General features: G+C 74.5%; 16 protein-coding genes and 1 tRNA gene. 8 read left to right on the forward strand and 9 right to left on the reverse strand.

Annotated elements, in window-relative coordinates:
- Positions 1-88: 88 nt before the first annotated feature.
- Both Sfr03f_RS23180 and Sfr03f_RS23185 read right to left on the reverse strand, forming a co-directional pair.
- Positions 89-598, reverse strand: a complete 510-nt coding sequence (locus Sfr03f_RS23180) for a GNAT family N-acetyltransferase (RefSeq protein ID WP_108955910.1) — start codon at positions 596-598, stop codon at positions 89-91.
- A 66-nt stretch (positions 599-664) separates the two neighbouring features.
- Entirely contained in the window at positions 665-1,306 is a 642-nt protein-coding gene (locus Sfr03f_RS23185) for a DUF1349 domain-containing protein (RefSeq protein WP_108955911.1), read from the reverse strand.
- Positions 1,307-1,381: 75 nt separating this feature from the next.
- Here Sfr03f_RS23185 and Sfr03f_RS23190 point away from each other — a divergent pair, with 75 nt between their 5' ends.
- Both Sfr03f_RS23190 and Sfr03f_RS23195 read left to right on the forward strand, forming a co-directional pair.
- Entirely contained in the window at positions 1,382-2,158 is a 777-nt protein-coding gene (locus Sfr03f_RS23190) for an SDR family NAD(P)-dependent oxidoreductase (RefSeq protein WP_108955912.1), read from the forward strand.
- 18 nt (positions 2,159-2,176) lie between these two features.
- Entirely contained in the window at positions 2,177-2,920 is a 744-nt protein-coding gene (locus Sfr03f_RS23195) for an SDR family oxidoreductase (protein ID WP_108955913.1), read from the forward strand.
- Positions 2,921-2,996: 76 nt separating this feature from the next.
- Here Sfr03f_RS23195 and Sfr03f_RS23200 read toward each other — a convergent pair whose 3' ends face one another.
- The 4 genes from Sfr03f_RS23200 to Sfr03f_RS23215 all read right to left on the reverse strand — a co-directional run bounded on the left by Sfr03f_RS23200 (position 2,997) and on the right by Sfr03f_RS23215 (position 7,658).
- On the reverse strand, positions 2,997-4,346 hold the full coding sequence (locus Sfr03f_RS23200) for a M14 family metallopeptidase (protein WP_108955914.1): 1,350 nt from the start codon (positions 4,344-4,346) through the stop codon (positions 2,997-2,999).
- A gap of 246 nt (positions 4,347-4,592) precedes the next feature.
- Positions 4,593-6,347 carry an ankyrin repeat domain-containing protein gene (locus tag Sfr03f_RS23205; RefSeq protein ID WP_108955915.1) on the reverse strand — a complete coding sequence of 585 codons (1,755 nt, stop codon included), beginning with the start codon at positions 6,345-6,347 and terminating at the stop codon, positions 4,593-4,595.
- Positions 6,344-7,510, reverse strand: coding sequence for a leucine-rich repeat domain-containing protein (locus Sfr03f_RS23210; RefSeq protein WP_108955916.1), 1,167 nt, complete (start codon positions 7,508-7,510; stop codon positions 6,344-6,346). Before Sfr03f_RS23210 ends, Sfr03f_RS23205 begins: the two co-directional genes overlap by 4 nt.
- Before the next feature lie 75 nt (positions 7,511-7,585).
- Positions 7,586-7,658: transfer RNA gene (locus tag Sfr03f_RS23215), tRNA-Trp, on the reverse strand.
- Between the two features lie 242 nt (positions 7,659-7,900).
- Between Sfr03f_RS23215 and Sfr03f_RS23220 the strand changes: the two genes are divergently transcribed.
- From Sfr03f_RS23220 to Sfr03f_RS23230, 3 genes are all read left to right on the forward strand, one after another.
- Positions 7,901-8,479 carry a snapalysin family zinc-dependent metalloprotease gene (locus tag Sfr03f_RS23220; RefSeq protein ID WP_108955917.1) on the forward strand — a complete coding sequence of 193 codons (579 nt, stop codon included), beginning with the start codon at positions 7,901-7,903 and terminating at the stop codon, positions 8,477-8,479.
- An 83-nt stretch (positions 8,480-8,562) separates the two neighbouring features.
- Positions 8,563-8,793: a hypothetical protein gene (locus Sfr03f_RS23225; RefSeq protein WP_108955918.1), complete on the forward strand. Its 231-nt coding sequence runs from the start codon at positions 8,563-8,565 to the stop codon at positions 8,791-8,793.
- 215 nt (positions 8,794-9,008) lie between these two features.
- Entirely contained in the window at positions 9,009-9,317 is a 309-nt protein-coding gene (locus Sfr03f_RS23230) for a hypothetical protein (protein ID WP_108955919.1), read from the forward strand.
- A 72-nt stretch (positions 9,318-9,389) separates the two neighbouring features.
- On the opposite strand, the gene Sfr03f_RS23235 is transcribed toward Sfr03f_RS23230, so the two are convergent.
- From Sfr03f_RS23235 to Sfr03f_RS23245, 3 genes are read right to left on the reverse strand one after another with little or no spacing between them, the layout of a single operon-like run.
- On the reverse strand, positions 9,390-10,811 hold the full coding sequence (locus Sfr03f_RS23235; RefSeq protein ID WP_245967712.1) for a mannitol dehydrogenase family protein: 1,422 nt from the start codon (positions 10,809-10,811) through the stop codon (positions 9,390-9,392).
- The gene (gene manD, locus Sfr03f_RS23240) at positions 10,808-12,016 is read right to left on the reverse strand and encodes a D-mannonate dehydratase ManD (protein ID WP_108955920.1); all 1,209 of its coding nucleotides are present in this window, start codon (positions 12,014-12,016) and stop codon (positions 10,808-10,810) included. The genes Sfr03f_RS23235 and manD overlap by 4 nt, the downstream gene beginning before the upstream one ends.
- Before the next feature lie 38 nt (positions 12,017-12,054).
- Positions 12,055-13,470: an MFS transporter gene (locus Sfr03f_RS23245; protein WP_108955921.1), complete on the reverse strand. Its 1,416-nt coding sequence runs from the start codon at positions 13,468-13,470 to the stop codon at positions 12,055-12,057.
- A gap of 141 nt (positions 13,471-13,611) precedes the next feature.
- Between Sfr03f_RS23245 and Sfr03f_RS23250 the strand changes: the two genes are divergently transcribed.
- Genes Sfr03f_RS23250 through Sfr03f_RS23260 form a run of 3 tightly spaced genes read left to right on the forward strand, consistent with a single transcriptional unit; the run spans position 13,612 to position 15,948 of the window.
- Positions 13,612-14,361, forward strand: a complete 750-nt coding sequence (locus Sfr03f_RS23250; protein ID WP_108955922.1) for a GntR family transcriptional regulator — start codon at positions 13,612-13,614, stop codon at positions 14,359-14,361.
- Positions 14,358-15,011, forward strand: coding sequence for a bifunctional 4-hydroxy-2-oxoglutarate aldolase/2-dehydro-3-deoxy-phosphogluconate aldolase (locus Sfr03f_RS23255; protein WP_218028179.1), 654 nt, complete (start codon positions 14,358-14,360; stop codon positions 15,009-15,011). The genes Sfr03f_RS23250 and Sfr03f_RS23255 overlap by 4 nt, the downstream gene beginning before the upstream one ends.
- Positions 15,004-15,948: a sugar kinase gene (locus tag Sfr03f_RS23260; protein ID WP_108955923.1), complete on the forward strand. Its 945-nt coding sequence runs from the start codon at positions 15,004-15,006 to the stop codon at positions 15,946-15,948. Before Sfr03f_RS23255 ends, Sfr03f_RS23260 begins: the two co-directional genes overlap by 8 nt.
- The last annotated feature ends 167 nt before the right edge of the window (positions 15,949-16,115 follow it).

Consider the following 16,115-nt stretch of genomic DNA (forward strand, 5'->3'; position numbering starts at 1 on the left):
GATCGTGCGGGGGCGGATCGTGCGCGGGCGGAGCGCCGTTCGCGGCTCCCCGGGGGACGTCCTCGCGTCCGTGCCGTTCCCCGTGGACCTACCGGTCGGCGTCGCGGCAGGTCAGTACCCTCGTGACGGAACCGTCGTCCTCGGTCACGTCCCGGACGTGCGCGAAGCCGAGCTTCCGGAGCACGGCCAGGGAAGCGGTGTTCGGTTCGGCGACGGTGGCGTGCACCTCGGTGAGGCCGAGGGCGCCGAAGCCGTGGGCGACGACCGCCGCGGCCAGCTCCCGCCCGAGGCCCGAGCCCCAGGCGCCGGGGGCGAGGGCGTAGACGATCTCGTGACCGCCCAGCTCCTCGTTGGGCTTGATCTCGGCGTGCCCGACCAGGTTGCCGTCCTGCCGCACGGCCCAGACGTCGAACAGTTCCCGGGCGTAGACCTTGGTGAAGACCCGTCCGAACAGGGCCCGGTACGCCGCCTCGGGCTCGGGACCGTCACCCATCCAGCGGGAGACCCTCTCGTCGAGGAACAGGGCGACGAAGTCGTCCTCGTCCTCACGGCGGTAGGGCTCGAGCAGCAGACGCGCGGTGCGCAGGGTCGGGGTCACGCGGCGACGCTAGCTGGCGTCCGATCACCCCGGCAAACCACTTTCACCTGCGCGTACGCGGCCCCCTCAGGAACCGTCGCGCAGGTCGGCGGGGGCCGAGAGCGTGAAGGTCACGTCCTCGAACCAGGCGGTGCAGCCCTGGCCGGTGGGCGACTGCGCGAGGAAGCCGACCGTGGTGCGCCCAGGGGCCGCCTCATGCTCGTGCTCGTGCTCGTGCTCGTGCTCGTGCAGGGAGAAGTAGCGCAGCAGGCGCCACCACCGCCCGTCGGTGGAGGCGTGGAAGGCCCAGGCGCGGCCCGAGCGGGTGACGCGCAGCCACAGCGTGTCGCCGGACACCTCGAAGGCGTTGGCGTCGTCGGAGGTGCCGCGGGTGACCACGGAAACCGCGGTCGGGGTCTTCTGCGGGGAGTACTCGAAGCACAGCTTGGCCCAGCGGTCCTCGGCCGCGTGCACCAGCAGCACGCCGGCGTCGAAGACGGAGGCGAACTCCACCCGTACCCGCGCCGCCAGGCTGAAGTCGCCCTGGGGCGGGACGCCGACGAGACGGCCGGCGTCCGGGGGCGTGCCGCCGCCCGCCGGGTCGAGGAAGAGGTCGGTGCCGGCCTGTCCGGTCAGCCGCAGGGAGCCGCCGGACGTCTCGAACGCGCACGGCGGCGCGCCTTCCGGTTCGAGCGGGAAGGGCAGGCTGGTCAGGTTCGGCACGGTCACCGTCGGAGTCTCGTAGGGTTGGCGACGGATCGTCAAGAGCGGCAGTCGCCGCTCCCGTCACGGGGAGAGACCACCTTGAGCAGCGTCTTCGTCACCGGTTCGGCCCAGGGCATCGGCCACGAGACCGCCCGGGCACTGATCGACGCCGGGCACCGGGTGGTCGTGCACGCCCGCGACGACCGGCGCGCCGCCGAGTTGCGCGCCTCCCTGCCCGGTGCCGCCGCCGTGCTGACCGGCGACCTGGCGTCCCTGGACAGCACCCGCGCGCTGGCCTCCGCGGCCGCGCAGGCGGGTCCCTTCGACGTCGTGATCCACAACGCGGGTGTGGGCGGCGGCGCCTCCGAGCGGGTGACGACCGCCGACGGGCTGGAGCACATCTTCCAGGTGAACGTGGTGGCGCCCTACCTGCTGACCGCCCTCTCGCCCCGCCCGGCGCGCCTGGTCCTCCTCACCTCGGGGCTGGAGTCCGCGGGGCGCCTCGACTTCGGCGACCTGATGTTCGAGAAGCGCGCGTGGGACGGCATGCAGGCCTACTCCGACAGCAAGCTCATGGACGTGGCGCTCGCCTTCGCCCTGGCGCGCCGGTGGCCGGACGTCGTCGTCAACGCGGTCGACCCCGGCTGGGTCCGCACCCGGATGGGCGGCCCGAACGCCACCGACGCGCTGCCCGACGGTGCCGAGACCCAGGTGTGGCTGGCCTCGTCCGACGAGCCGGACGCGCTGGTGACCGGCCGGTACCTCAAGCACCGCGTCTCCCTGCGGGCCAATCCGGCCGCCTACGACCTCGACGTCCAGGACCGCCTGCTGGACGTCCTCGCCGGGATCACCGGCGAGACCATCCACCACTCCTGACCTGGAGGAGATCCCACCATGCGGATCGCTGTCGCCGGCGCGACCGGCAACATCGGCGCCCTGACCGTCGCCGCCCTGGAGGAGGCCGGGCACGAGGTCGTGCGCATCAGCCGCTCGCTCGGCGTCGACCTGACCACCGGGGACGGCCTCGACGCCGCCCTGACCGGAGTCGAGGCCGTCGTGGACGCCACCAACGGTCCCGCGGCCGACCGTGACGAAGCGGTCGCGTTCTTCGGCACCACCACCCGGAACCTGCTCGCCGCCGGGGCGCGGGCGGGTGTCCGCCACCACGTGCTGCTCTCGATCGCCTGCCTGCACCGCGTCGAGGGCAACGCGCACTACGCCGGCAAGCGGGAGCAGGAACGCCTCGTCTCCGAGGGCCTGGTGCCCTGGACGATCGTCCCGGCGACGCAGTTCCACGACTTCGCCGAGATGGTGACGGGGTGGACGGAGCAGGACGGCGTCGCGACCGTCGCCCCGCTGCTCGTCCAGCCGATCGCGCCGCAGGCCGTGGCCGACGTCCTCGCCGAGATCGCCGTGGGCGCCCCGCAGGGGCAGTACCGGGACGTCGCGGGGCCCGACCCGCAGGACCTGGTGGACATGGCCCGGCGCACCCATCAGGCGCGCGGCCGCACCGTCCGGCTCGTGCCGACCTGGTCGGGGCTGTTCGGCACGGAGATGGCCGGGGACGTGATGCTGCCGGGTCCGGACGCCCGCATCGCGCCGACCACCTTCGAGGAGTGGCTGGCCGGGCAGCGCTGACGCCATGCCGTCGCCGCCCCGCCGCGTCGTGTGCGCGGCGGGGCGGCAGGGGCGGTGCGGGTGTCCGCCCGGGGCGTCAGGCGCAGTACTGGGCCTGCTTGCCGATCGAGCGGTACATGCAGTCCGCGTTCTCCAGGAGTTGCAGCACCGCGTCCCGGTTGCGGGAGGTCTCGCGGTCGATCACCTCGTCGGGCGGGTAGAAGCCGCCGCCGGAGCTGGACGACGGGTACATCTCGAAGGTGTACGAGAAGATCTTGTACGTGCCCCAGAGCCAGTCGTTGATCGAGCCGTCGGTGATGTAGAGGTCGCTCGACTGCTCGGCGGTGTAGCCGTTGCTGGCGGCCATCTTCTGCCCCACCGTGGCGAGGGCGTTGCGGTCGTCGGCCGTCAGGCCGGTCGCGGTGTCGGCCGTGGTGTACCCGTACGGCCACAGCACCAGCTCGCTGTAGGTGTGGAAGTCGATCCCCGCCTTGATCTGCTGCTTGCCGCCCACCACGCGTCCGCGCACGAAGTCGGCGACCACCTTGACCTCCTTGGCCGACTCGCCGGCGGTGCCGCGGTAGGTGTCGGAGGAGGTGGAGCCGGAGGAGCCGCCGCAGCAGCCCCAGCGGTAGGCCCAGTTGCGGTTGAGGTCCGTGCCGACGTAGCTGGAGCCGGAGTTGGGCTGGCGGTTCTTGCGCCAGGAGCGGTAGGAGCCGCTGGCCACGTCGTACTCGCCGCCGTCCGGGTTGAGGTCCGGGATGATCCAGATCTCGCGGCCGTTCACCATGTTGGTGACCCGGGAGTCGGTCCCGTAGTCGCCGGTGAGCTCGCGCAGCAGGTACAGCGCCATCTCCACGGTGAGGTGCTCACGCGCGTGCTGGTGGTGGGTGAACAGCACCTCGGGCTCGGCCTCGTCGGTGGCGACGTTGTCGCTGATCTTGACGGCGACGATGTTGCGCCCCTGGTAGGAGGTGCCGATCACCCGCTGCGAGGCGATCTGCGGGTTGGCCTGGACGATCGCGTTGATCTCGGCCGTCATCTCCGCGTAGTTGTGGTAGCGCGCGTCGGCCGACGGGAAGTCGAGGGGGCGGACGTCGTCCTCTCCGGCGGACCGGTCGGGGACCGAGCCGAGAGGCGTCACGTCGTAGCCCAGCGAGCGCAGTTTCCTGATCTGGTCGGCGCGGCCCGAGACGACGACGCCGTGGCCGTGGACCTCGTCGACGGTCACCCCGGTGCGCTGCAGGGCGGCGCGGTCCTCGGGGGTGGAGTGCACGGTGATCTCGTACTGGCGGACCTCGTCCGCCGCGGCCGACGTGGCGGAGGCGGTCGGCGTGTCGTCGGCCGTGGCCGAGACGGGTGCGGCGAGCGCCAGGGCCAGCAGGGCGGCCAGGGCGGCGGTGCGCCCGCGGTGGCGGGCGCCCGTGCCGTGGGGGCGGAGTCGCATGAAGTCTCCTTGTTTCTCCGGGAGTACCGGGATTGTCCGGCCTGTGGGAGTGGAGCGGGGCGGTGCGACGTGCGCGTACGACGTGCTGGTGCGGTGGCGCTCATGGTGAACGCGTGGCATGTCTGGGTCAAGAGCGACACGGTGGAACTGTCCGGATCCGGTCCCCGGCCCGACCACGGGCCTCGCGCGGTCGGGCGCGCGACGGGACGGCCGCCCGGAGCGGACCGACCGGGTTCCGCGACGCGGTCACTCCGCGGCGCGTCCCCGCTTCCAGACGGGCTCTTCGTCCCGCGTCATCCCCGGCCACCAGCTGCCACGGCCGGGGTGCTCCCTCTCCACGCGTTCACGCAGAAAGCCCAGGTCGCTCCGCCGGTACCTGCCGATCACCTGGGCCATCGTCAGACCCAGCTCGTCCACCACATCGATGCGCGCCCCCAGCGCGAGGAGCGACCGCACCAGGGCGGGGGAACCTCCCTGGTGCACCGCGGCGTACAGCGGCGTCCGCTGCCGGCAGTCCCGGGCCTCGAGGTCGAGACCCGCCTCGACCAGCCGGGGCAGCAGGGCCTCGTGGTCGAGCAGGTGGAGCACGTGCAGCAGACTCCGGCGTCCTGCGTCCCGCACGCGCGGGTCGACACCGGCGTCCAGGAGCGCCAGCACGCCGGCGGTGTCCCCGTGCTGCGCCCGCTGGAACAGCTCGGTCCGCTGCGCCCTCAGTGCCTTGGGCAACCGCCCCACCCCGGTCGTCCACGTTTCGCGGACCGCGAAGCAGTCGGTGGGGCGCGGCTGCCGGAGCAGGCGGCGGCAGTCGGCCGGAAGACCGCAGGCGGCCGGGAGTCCGCACCCGGCATGCTCCGGCGGCTGCTCCTCCTCCCGGTGCGGTATGTCGAGCCGTCCGCCGCGGGAGACCACCTCGTGCCACGTCCCGCCGCACCTCACGCGCACCGGCTCCGGCCTCCGCGGACCCGGAGGTCCCTCGGGGACCGGGAGCGAGGGGAACAGCGAGGCGCCCACCAGAGGGTGGAGATCGGCCGGCTTGAGGTGGCCCTCCCGCAGCAACAGCAGGTCGGGGAGCGGCTGGTGCAGCCACCGGGGCAGGAGCGGGGTGTCGCCCCGGGGGGCGGCCACCTGGGCCTGCACCACGTCGTCCGCCCCGGCCGCCGGTTCGAGGTACAGCGTCCCGCGCCGGCCGGCGTCCAGCCGGAAACGGCTCCCGGGCAGCTGGGCGGCGAGCCGTTCCAGCTCGTCCTCCAGGCGGGTGAGCGTGAGGACGTACGGGGCGAGCTCCCACCGGGGAGGTGCGGCTTCCAGCGTGATGCCCGCCGCGGCGAACGCCTCGGCCGTGCGCCCGCTCTCCTGCAGGAGGACCGTCCACTCGGTGCGCGCCGCGGGGTCGGCGCCCGGGGCGTCGCCGGGGTCCGCGACGGGAAGCAGGGACGGGTCGCGAGGGGTGCCGTCGGCCTCCAGGAAGGGCGGCCGGTCGGGGCCGCCGCCGCAGCGCTCCCGCAGTTCGGCGGTGTGCCGCTCGTCCCAGAGGTGGCGGGCCGTCGACCAGTCCTCGCAGGTGATCGCCTCGGCCCCCGGCCGCCGTTCCTCCTGCGGCGACCCGAGGCGCAGCAGGAGACGCTGCGGGCCGTCGACCGTCGCGGGCGTGAGGACGTACAGGAGGACGGGCCCGGCCGAGCGCGAGGTGTGCCGGGAGAGCAGCACGGCCACGTCGGGAGCCAGCGTGGACCGCCCGCCGAGCCTGCGCGGCGCGTGCCAGCGCAACAGGTCCGGGACGAGGTGGCGGAGGTCGTCCTCCACGGCGGCGGCGACGTCGGCGCCGTGCCGTGCGGCGACGTCGTGCGGGTCGAAGCCGAGGTCGACGTGGGCGGCCGCGCAGGCGCCGGCCCAGTCACCGGCCAGGCGTCGCTCGGTGGCGCGCTCGATCATCGTGCGCGGCACGGCGTAGCGGCGCGCCCGCCGCCGGCTCGACGTGTCCACGGGGTTCGGTCCGTTCACCGGTAGGCGCTCCTGACCGCCCGCAGGTCGGGGTGGCTCCCGCTCGCGGGGCGCAGCAGGAGGGCGAAGGCGCGCTTCACCTTCCGGGGCAGTCCGGGACCGAGACCCACGTGCTCCAGCACCCCGCCGTCCGCGGCCTGCAGGAGCGTCTTGGCCCCGCGGCCGGTCAGGCCGGTGTGCCGCAGCTCCAGGCGGCGCAGCGGGCTTCCGGGCAGTGCGGCGGCCAGGGCCCCGGCGCCCGCGTCGCCGGTGCCGTTGGGCGGGGCGCCAAGGGCGCGTTCGGAGGCGGGCCGGCCGAGGTCGAGCGCCTCGATCCCGCCGAGGGCGTCGGCCAGCGCCCGCGCACCGGCCGGGCCGATGCCGTTGCCGCCGAGGCCCAGGCGCACGGGGCGGGCGGGGTCGGCCGCGGCGGCGAGCACGGCCGCGCCCTCGTCCCCGAGGTGGTTGGCGGACAGGTACAGCTCGCGGACGCCGGCGTCCCTGAGCAGGGCGGCGAGGAGCGGGGCGTCCCGGGCGGTGAGCCCGTTGCCGCCGAGGAAGAGCCGCTCGACGGGCCGCGGCCTCGCGGTGAGCGTCTCCACGAGGGCGGTGAGGCCCCGCGAGGTGATGCCCGTGTTCACCAGGTCGAGGGTGCGCAGCGTGGTGTTGACGGAGAGGCAGTCGGCGAGGGCCCGGACTCCGGCGTCTCCCAGCGGGTTGCGCTTGAGCCACAGGGCCCGGACGGTGCCGTCCCCGGCCAGCCGGTCCGCCAGGGCCGCCGCGCCGTGGGGGCCGATGCGGTTGCAGCCGAGGTAGAGGGTGGTCAGCCCGTGCCCCTCGGTGGGCCCGTGCCGCTCGGTGCGTGCGTGCCCCTCGGTGAGTGCGTCCGCCACCGAGCGCGCGCCTGCGTCCCCGACGGCGTTGGTGCCGAGCAGCACGTGCACGGCGTGCGGCGAGCGGGCGGCCACCGGCATCAGCCGTGCCGCGCCGGCGGGGCCGAGCCCCTGCTTGCACAGGTCGACCCGCCCGTCGGCGTGCAGCGTCCCCAGGGGGAAGGTCCGGCCGGCGGTGACCGGTTCACGCTCCGTCAGCCGCGCGAGCAGCGGGTCCAGCAGCGCGGGGTCGGTGAGCGCGATCCGCGGATGCCCGATCGCGGGGCAGCGCACGGGCGTACTCCCCCTCATCCCGCTCCCCCACTCCTCCGACGGGTCCCGGCCATGGCGCCCCGGCCGGTTTCTGCCCCCAAGGGGCTTGGACGGCAAGGCCGGTCGGATTCGAACCGACGTCCACCAGCGTGGAGCTCGGGTGCGACGACCACTGCGCTACGGCCTTGCCTGCGGTGATCCTACGGGCCCGGCCGGCCGGCGGACAGCCCTGGCCCGGAGCCCGCGGCCGGGGGCGCTTTCCGGCCTACTTGCATGACATGGGCATGACCTATCGGTCGGGGTGGGCAGTGTCCTGGGGCCCTGGGAGAACCTACGACGGGACCGACGGTTGGTCACCTGCCGGTGTGGTCCCGCACCCCCCACCCCCCGTTCCGGACAGGGCCGGAACCCATGACCGAAAGGACAGCCATGCAGAAGTCCTTGTGGCTGAAGGCGGCCGGCGCCGCCGCAGCGCTCACCTTCGCCGCGACGACCGCCGCGCAGGCGGCCCCCGCACCGGCCGGTACGGCGCGCGCCGCCGCCGCCGCGGTGACGCTCCGCTACGACGACAGCCGGGCCGCCGGCTGGGAGTCGGCGATCGCCGCGGGAGTCGCCTCCTGGAACCGGAACGTGGACAACGTCCAGCTGGTCGAGGCCCCGGCCGGAACCCGCGCCGAGATCGTCATCGTCGCCACCACCGGCTGGCCGCAGGCGTACCTCGGTCCGGTGCGTCCGGGCGGCCAGGTGCGGGTCGAACTCGGCAGCCAGGCCGTGGCGCAGGGGTACAACAAGACCCGCATCGCGGCCCACGAACTCGGCCACAGCCTGGGGCTGCCCGACACCAAGCCCGGCCCGTGCTCCCAGCTGATGTCCGGCTCCAGCGCGGGCACCAGCTGCACCAACGCGGTGCCGAACCTGACCGAGCAGGCCCGCGTGGAGTCCTTCTACGCGAACGGCCTGACCGCGGGCGTCACCGCCGCCGGCCGCGCCGTGGTCGACGCCCCCTAGGGGCTGTCCGGCGAACATCTCGGAAGCGCCACGATGTCGTCGAGCCCATGGCGGTCCGCGAGGTCCGGTGATCAACTGGCGCGATGCTGGGAATCCTCCTCAAGGTCCTGCCGTTCTGGATCCGCGAGCCGCTGGCCGTCGGCCTCTGTCTCGGCATGGGCGGGCTCGCCGCGTACTGGTTCGTCGTCGCGGGAGCCTGGCAGCGGGGCGCGGTCGCGCTGATGTTCTTCGCGGTGGGCGCCCTCCGCTTCTTCACCGCCCGCAGGGAGTGGCGGACGCGCCAGGCCGAGAAGGCAGCCGCCCTCGCCGCGTGACGGCGCGCCGCCGCGCGGCCTCCCGCCGGGGAGACCGCGCGGGTGCGGCGGGCGGGGACATCGTCCTGCTCCTCGCCGGCCCGGGTCCGCCCCGGGTGGCCGAACTCCCCGTTGCCTGGTGACCGGCGGGTCGTTGGCCTGGTGGCGTCGCCCCGCCCGGTGCGGAGGCGCGCCACCACCCGCAGGTCAGCGCACCAGGAGGAGCGGCCCCCGCCATGAAATTCGTGCAGATCATCGACTTCGAGACGGAGCGCATCGACGAGGTGCGGCAGAGGATGGCCGAGTACGAGGAGCAGTCCCGTACCCAGGGCCGGACCACCGCCCCCACCGCCCGCATGCTGCTCAAGGACCGGGCGAACGGCAACCGCTACCTCGCCGTCGTGGAGTTCGAGGACTACGAGACGGCCATGGCCAACAGCGACGCGCCCGAGACCGGCGAGCTGGCCCAGCAGCTCTCGGCCCTGATGACCCGGCCTCCGGTGTACACCGACTGCGACGTGCAGGAGCAGCGCGCCGGGAAGTGACCCGGCCGGGCCGGCCCGTCACCACCCGTGGGCGACGGGCCGGCACTCCGGCCCCGGCGGCGGCCGTCGGGTTCAGATGCTCGCCGCGGCTCCGTGGGCGTCCAGTGCGGCGAGGCGTTCGCGCACCTCGGCGACGAAGTGCCGGTCCCCGGCGAGGTCCTCGGCGCCGAGGACGGTGAGGAGGGCGGGGACGCCCCGGTCGGCGGGGCCCTGCCAGGCGGCGCGCAGACGCTCCGCCGCCGGGTCGTCGAGCCGCTCGTCCCGGGTGTGACGGGCCCACGCCGCGACGGCGGTGACCAGCGCCGGGGTCGCGTGGCCCGCCGCGCGCAGCTCCCGCAGCGGGGCCAGCCAGCGTTCGGGCACCTTGAGGGAGCCGTCGGTGGCGATCTGCCGCAGCCGGTGGCGCATCGCCGGGTTGGCGAACCGGGCCACCAGGCCGTCCACGTAGCCGTCCACGTCGAGGCCCGCCGGAAGGCTCCCTGCGACCTCGGCGGCGTAGGCGCGCAGCACCGGCTCGGCCCACGGCGCCGTCATCGCGTCGGCGACCGTCCCACGCCCGTCGGCGAGACCGAGGCAACTCAGCAGCGTGTGGCCGCCGTTGAGGAGCCGTAGCTTCATCACCTGGTAGGGCGCGACGTCCGGCACGAGGAGTGCCCCGGTGTCCTCCCAGCGGGGCCGGTCCGCCGCGAAGGCGTCCTGGAGAACCCACTGGGTGAACGGCTCGCCGGTGACCGCCGCCTCGTCGCGGACGCCGAGGGCCACGCTCGCGGCGTCCCGGTCGGCGTCGGTCGTCGCGGGGACGATCCGGTCGACGACCGTGGAGGGGAAGGCGACGGCTTCGTCGATCCAGGCGAGCAGCGTGTCGCGGTCGTCCCAGCCGGACGCCTGCACGAACTCGCGGACGAGGCGGGCCACCACCTGCCCGTTGTCGGCCATGTTGTCGCAGGGCACGACGTTCAGCGGGGCCCCGCAGACCACGCGCCGGGCGCGCAGTCCGTGAGCCAGCTGCCCGGGCACGCTTCCCGGGACGGGCGCCCCGGCCAGGTCGGCGGCGACCAGCGGGTCCGTGGTGTCCAGGCCGCCGCCGGGCGCGCGGCGGTAGCCCTTCTCGGTCACCGTGAGGGTGACCACGGTGACCCGCGGGGAGGCCAGCAGGGCCCGCAGCCTGTCAGCGTCGTCGGCCGCGTGCAGGGCCTCGCGGAGCTGGCCGACCACGCGGGTGCGCGGACCGTCCGGGGTGCGCAGGGTCAGCGAGTACAGCCCGTCCTGCGGGGCGAGCTGTCCGACCACGCCGCGCCCGCGCTGGGAGAAGCCGACGATGCCCCAGCCCCCGCCGTGCAGCGCCTCGGCCTGCTCGGTGTGGACGGCCTGGTGGGCGCGGTGGAAGGCGCCCGGGCCGAGGTGGACGATGCGGGTGCCGAGGGAGCGGGGGTCGACGAGGGGTCCGGTCCCCTCGGGCAGCCCGGTCAGCGCGCCGAGGTTCAGCCTGGTCACCAGTCGTGCACCGATCCGTCCGAACGGCGGCCCACCGGCAGGTACCTGGGGTCGTACGGGAAGCGCGCCGCGGCCTCCTCGTCGAGTTCCACGCCGAGTCCGGCGGCGTCGGACGGATGCAGGGCCCCGTCGCGAAGTTCGTAGGTGGGCCGGAACACCTCGTGGGTGACCGGGTCGTGCTCCATGTACTCCTGGATGCCGAAGTTGGGCACGGTGACGTCGAGGTGGACGGCGGCGGACATGCTGACCGGGGAGAGGTCGGTGGCGCCGTGCGAGCCGGTGCGCACCTGGTACAGCTCGGCCAGGTGGAAGATACGCCGCAGGTGGGTGATGCCGCCGGCGTGGGCGACCGAGCAGCGGATGTAGTCGATCAGCCGCTCGGTGATCAGCTGCTGGCAGTCCCAGACGGAGTTGAAGACCTCGCCGACCGCGATCGGCGTGGTGGTGGCCTGCCGGATCTGACGGAAGTTCTCCTGCAGCTCGGCCGGGCTCGGGTCCTCCATCCAGAACAGCCGCAGTTCCTCCAGCCGCGCGCCGAGCCGTCCCGCCTCGGTGGGGGTCAGCCGGTGGTGGACGTCGTGCAGCAGGTGGAAGTCGAAGCCGAACTCCTCCCGGACGCGGGCGAGGTAGCGCGGCGCGAAGTCCAGGTACTTCTCGGTGTCCCAGAGCTGCTCCTCGGGAAGGGCCCCCGCGGCCGGCTCGTAGACGGCGCCCTTGCGGACGCCGTAGGTGCCGGCGACACCGGGCACGGCCGCCTGGGCGCGGATCGCGCGGTAGCCGGCCTCCTGGAACCGGGCGACGTCCTCGAGCAGTTCGCCGACGGTGGCGCCGCTCGCGTGGCCGTAGACCAGGGCGCCTTCGCGGGCCTTGCCGCCGAGCAGGTCGTAGACCGGCATGCCGGCGACCTTGCCCTTGATGTCCCACAGGGCGGTGTCGACCGCGGCGATGGCCGTCATGGTGACGGGGCCGCGGCGCCAGTAGGCGCCCTTGTAGAGGTACTGCCACATGTCCTCGATGCGGTCGGCGTCGCGGCCGATCAGCAGCGGGACCAGGTGGTCCCGCAGGTAGGAGGCGACGGCGAGTTCACGGCCGTTGAGGGTGGCGTCGCCCAGGCCCGTCACCCCGTCGGAGGTGGTGAGCTTGAGGGTGACGAAGTTGCGGCCGGGCGAGGTCACGACGACCTTCGCCTCGGTGATGGTGGCCATGGAGCAGCCCTTCCCGGGGAGCGTGGGAGCGTGGTGGATCAGTTGCCGGCGTGCGTGGTGACGCGCGCGGCGGGTGCGGCGGCGGTGGCCGCGGAGGCGTCCGCGGTGTCCTGGCCGCGGCCCCAGTCGGCGTACTCGACGCCGCCGCGGCGGCCGGGGGCGGTCTCCGGCATGAAGTACAGGGCGACGATGCTGACCAGGATCAGCGCCGTGACGTAGACGGCGACCCAGGTGAAGGATCCGTCGCCGGCGATCAGCAGCGCGGCCGCCACGACGGTGAACGGACCGCTGGCGATCATCGAGCCGAACTGCCAGACCACCGAGACGCCGCTGTAGCGGGCGCGGGCCGGGAACAGCTCGGGGAAGTACGAGGCCTGCGGCGCGTACGTGCCGGCGTGCCCCAGGGCGAGGCCCGCGATCAGGAGGGCGACGATCACGGCCATGTCGCCGGTCTCGATCGCCTTGAACGCGGGGACGACCAGGACCAGGTTGAGGACCGCGGCGGCGAGGTAGACCGGCTTGCGTCCCACCTTGTCGGTGAGGCGGCCGAGCAGCGGGATGGCGAGCAGTTCGCAGGCGATGGCTATCAGCACGGAGTTGAGGACCATGCCCTCGTCGACGCCGTGTTCCTTGGCGTACGTCACGAGGAAGACCGTGTAGAAGGGGAAGACCGCGGCCTCGACGAACTTGGTGAACAGGCCGCCGAGCAGCTCGCGCCTGTGGTCACGGGCGAGCAGCTTGAGCGGCGCGGCCTGGTGCGCGCTCTGCTGCTCCTTGGCCTGCTGGAAGGTCTCGGACTCGTTGACCCGCAGGCGGATGAAGACGCCGACGGCGACGACCAGGATGCTGAGCAGGAACGGCACCCGCCAGCCCCAGGAGAGGAACGCCTCCTCGGACAGCTGGGTGGTGAGCAGCGCGAACAGGCCGGTGGGGATCAGGTAGGCGGCGGGCGAGCCGAGCTGGACGAAGCTGGCGAGGAAGCCGCGCCTGCCGGGCGGCGCCGCCTCGGCGGTCAGCAGGACCGCGCCGCCCTGCTCGCCGCCGACGCCGAAGCCCTGGATCAGGCGGACCAGGACCAGGATGACGGCGGCCCACATGCCGATCTGTTCGTAGGTGGGCAGCAGGCCGACCGCGAAGGTGCCCAGGCCGGTCAGCAGCAGCGTGAGGACCAGCGCCTTCTTGCGGCCGACCCGGTCGCCGATGTGGCCCCAGACCAGGCCGCCGAGGGGACGCGCGAAGAACCCGACGGCGTAGGTGGAGAACGCGGCGAGGGTGCCCACGGTGGGGTCGACCTCGGGGAAGAACACCTTGTTGAAGGCGAGCGCCGACGCGGTGCCGTAGATGAAGAAGTCGTAGTACTCGGCGACCGTGCCGACGACCGAGGCGCCGACGGTGCGGCGCACGTCCTTGGGCGTCGGCGGCGCGGGGGACGCCGTGGCGGGGGTGTTGCTCATCTGCCTGCCTCCTTGCAGGGGGAGGGCCGCCGCATGGACGGGGAGGGAGCTGGGGAGAAGCGCCCCGGGTGCCTGCGGGCCCCTGAGTTCGTCGGCTACCATACAAGTACGTCAGACAACGTCAAGAGGGGAGGGCCCGGGATGGCTTCGGCGGTCAACGGGTTGCGCGCGGCGCGGGCGCGGGGGCAGAACACCAGGCAGCTGGTGTACGAGCTGCTGCGGGGGCGGATCGTGGGGCTGGAGCTGCGGCCCGGCGCGGCGCTGTCGGAGAACGACCTGGCCGCCGAGCTGGGTGTGAGCCGGACCCCGGTCCGCGAGAGCCTGATCCTGCTCGGCGAGGAGGGCCTGGTGGACGTCTATCCGCAGCTGGGCACCTTCGTCTCGCGGATCCGGCCGCAGGCCGTGGCCTCGGCCCAGTTCGTCCGCGAGGCCCTGGAACTGGCCGCCCTGCGCGACGGCGTGGCCCAGGCCACCGAGCGCGACGTCCTGGAGCTGCGGGCGCTGCTGGCCGGGCAGGTCGACGCCGACCGGCGCGGCGACCCGGAGGCGTTCTTCCGGCTCGACGAGGAGTTCCACGCCCGCCTCATGGCGGTCGGCGGGCACGGCGACGCCTGGTCGGTGGTGGGCCACGCCAAGGCGCACCTGGACCGGGCGCGGCGGCTGTCGCTGCCCCTGGAGGACCGGATCACGCTGCTGGTGCAGCAGCACACCGACGTGGTCGACGCCCTGGAGCGGGGGGACGAGGGCGGCGCGGACAGCGCGCTCCGCGGCCACCTGCGGCAGGTGTTCGCCGACGTCGAGACCATCCGCGACCGCCACCCCGAACTGTTCGACGGCGAGGACTCCGCACCCCCGCGCCGCCGGGCCCGAACGAAGGAGCAGCACCGATGAGCATCCCCCTGAGCCCGATACTGCTGGAGAGCCGGGTGATCGCGGTGCTGCGCGCCGCCGACGCCTCGTACCTGCGGCCGGCGGCGGAGGCCCTGGCCGAGGAGGGGGTGCGCAGCTTCGAGGTGACGCTGACCACCGCCGGCGGCGTCGACGCGATCGCCGAGCTGGCCGCCCACCTCGGCCCCGGCGTCGAGGTGGGCGCGGGCACGGTCCTCACGACCGAGGACCTCGACGCCGTGCTCGCGGCCGGGGCGCGGTACGTGGTCACCCCGCACACCGATCCCGAGCTGATCCGCGCGGCCGTGGGGCGGGGCGTGCCGATCGTGCCCGGCGGGCTGACGCCGACCGAGCTGCGCACCGGCTGGGCGGCCGGGGCGAGCGCGGTGAAGCTGTTCCCGGCGTCCGCGGTGGGACCCCGGTACGTGAAGGACCTGCACGGCCCGTTCCCGGGGATGCCGGTCATCCCCTCCGGCGGCGTGGACCGGGCGAGCGCCGGCGAGTGGATCCGGGTCGGCTGCCCTGCCGTCAGCCTGGGCGGTCCGCTGCTCGGCGACGCGCTGTCCGGCGGCGACCTGGGCGCACTGCGGGAGCGGGCGCGGGAGGTCGTGAAGGGCGTGACCGAGGCGGCCGCGGAGGTGTCCGGTGGCTGAGGTCGTCACCCTCGGGGAGACCATGGCGCTGCTCGCGCCCGACCGGGTGGGCGCCCTGGCGCACGTGCCGGGGATGAGCCTGGGCATCGGCGGGGCGGAGAGCAACGTGGCCGTCGGCCTGCGGCGGCTCGGCGTGTCCGCGGCCTGGATCGGCCGGGTCGGCGACGACCCGTTCGGGCAGCGGGTGCTGCGCGAGCTGCGCGGCGAAGGGCTGGACGTACGGGCGGTGGTGGACGCGGGAGCGCCCACCGGGCTGATGGTCAAGGAGCGGCGCACGGCCCGCACGGCCGGGGTCTGGTACTACCGTGCCGGCAGCGCCGGGTCGCGCCTCTCCCCCGGCGACGTGCCGGACGAGGTCTTCCACGGCGCGCGCCTGCTGCACGTCACGGGCATCACCCCGGCGCTGTCGGCGTCGGCCGCCGAGGCGGTGCGGCACGCCGTGTCGGCCGCCCGCGAGCGGGGGCTGCTGGTCTCCTTCGACGTCAACCTCCGTACCAAGCTGTGGAGTCCGGCGGAGGCCGCGGAAGGGCTGTCCTGGCTGGTGCGGGAGGCGGACGTGGTGTTCGCCGGGCCGGAGGAGGCCGAGCTGTTCGTGGCCGCGGACGACGACCCCCTTGAGGTGGCGGCGGCGTTGTGCGCGCTGGGGCCCTCTCAGGCGGTCGTGAAGCTGGGCGCGGACGGGTGCGCGGCGGTCGCGGACGGCGAACGGCTGCGGGTGCCCGCCCTGCGGGTCGACGCGGTGGACACGGTGGGGGCGGGCGACGCCTTCGTGGCCGGCTACCTGGCCGAGCTGCTCGCGGGCCGCCCGCTGGCGGAGCGGCTCACCACGGCGTCCGCGACCGGGGCGTTCGCCTGCACGGTCCCGGGCGACTGGGAGGGCCTGCCCACCCGCCGCGAACTGGGCCTGCTGACGGCGTCGGAGAACGTCTCCCGCTGACACGCCGCCCGCGCGTGGCGTCCCCCCGCACCCGTGCGGCCGGACCACGAAGGCCGCCCGGGGGTGGAGGGGTGGGCCCCCGGACAGCCGTCGCGACCCGGCCGCACGGGTGCACTGCGCGACGAACCGGGCCCGGGTGCACGACCCGGTGCCCGCGCGGGCACCGG

Source organism: Streptomyces fragilis, from assembly GCF_003112515.1.
Lineage (GTDB): Bacteria > Actinomycetota > Actinomycetes > Streptomycetales > Streptomycetaceae > Streptomyces > Streptomyces fragilis.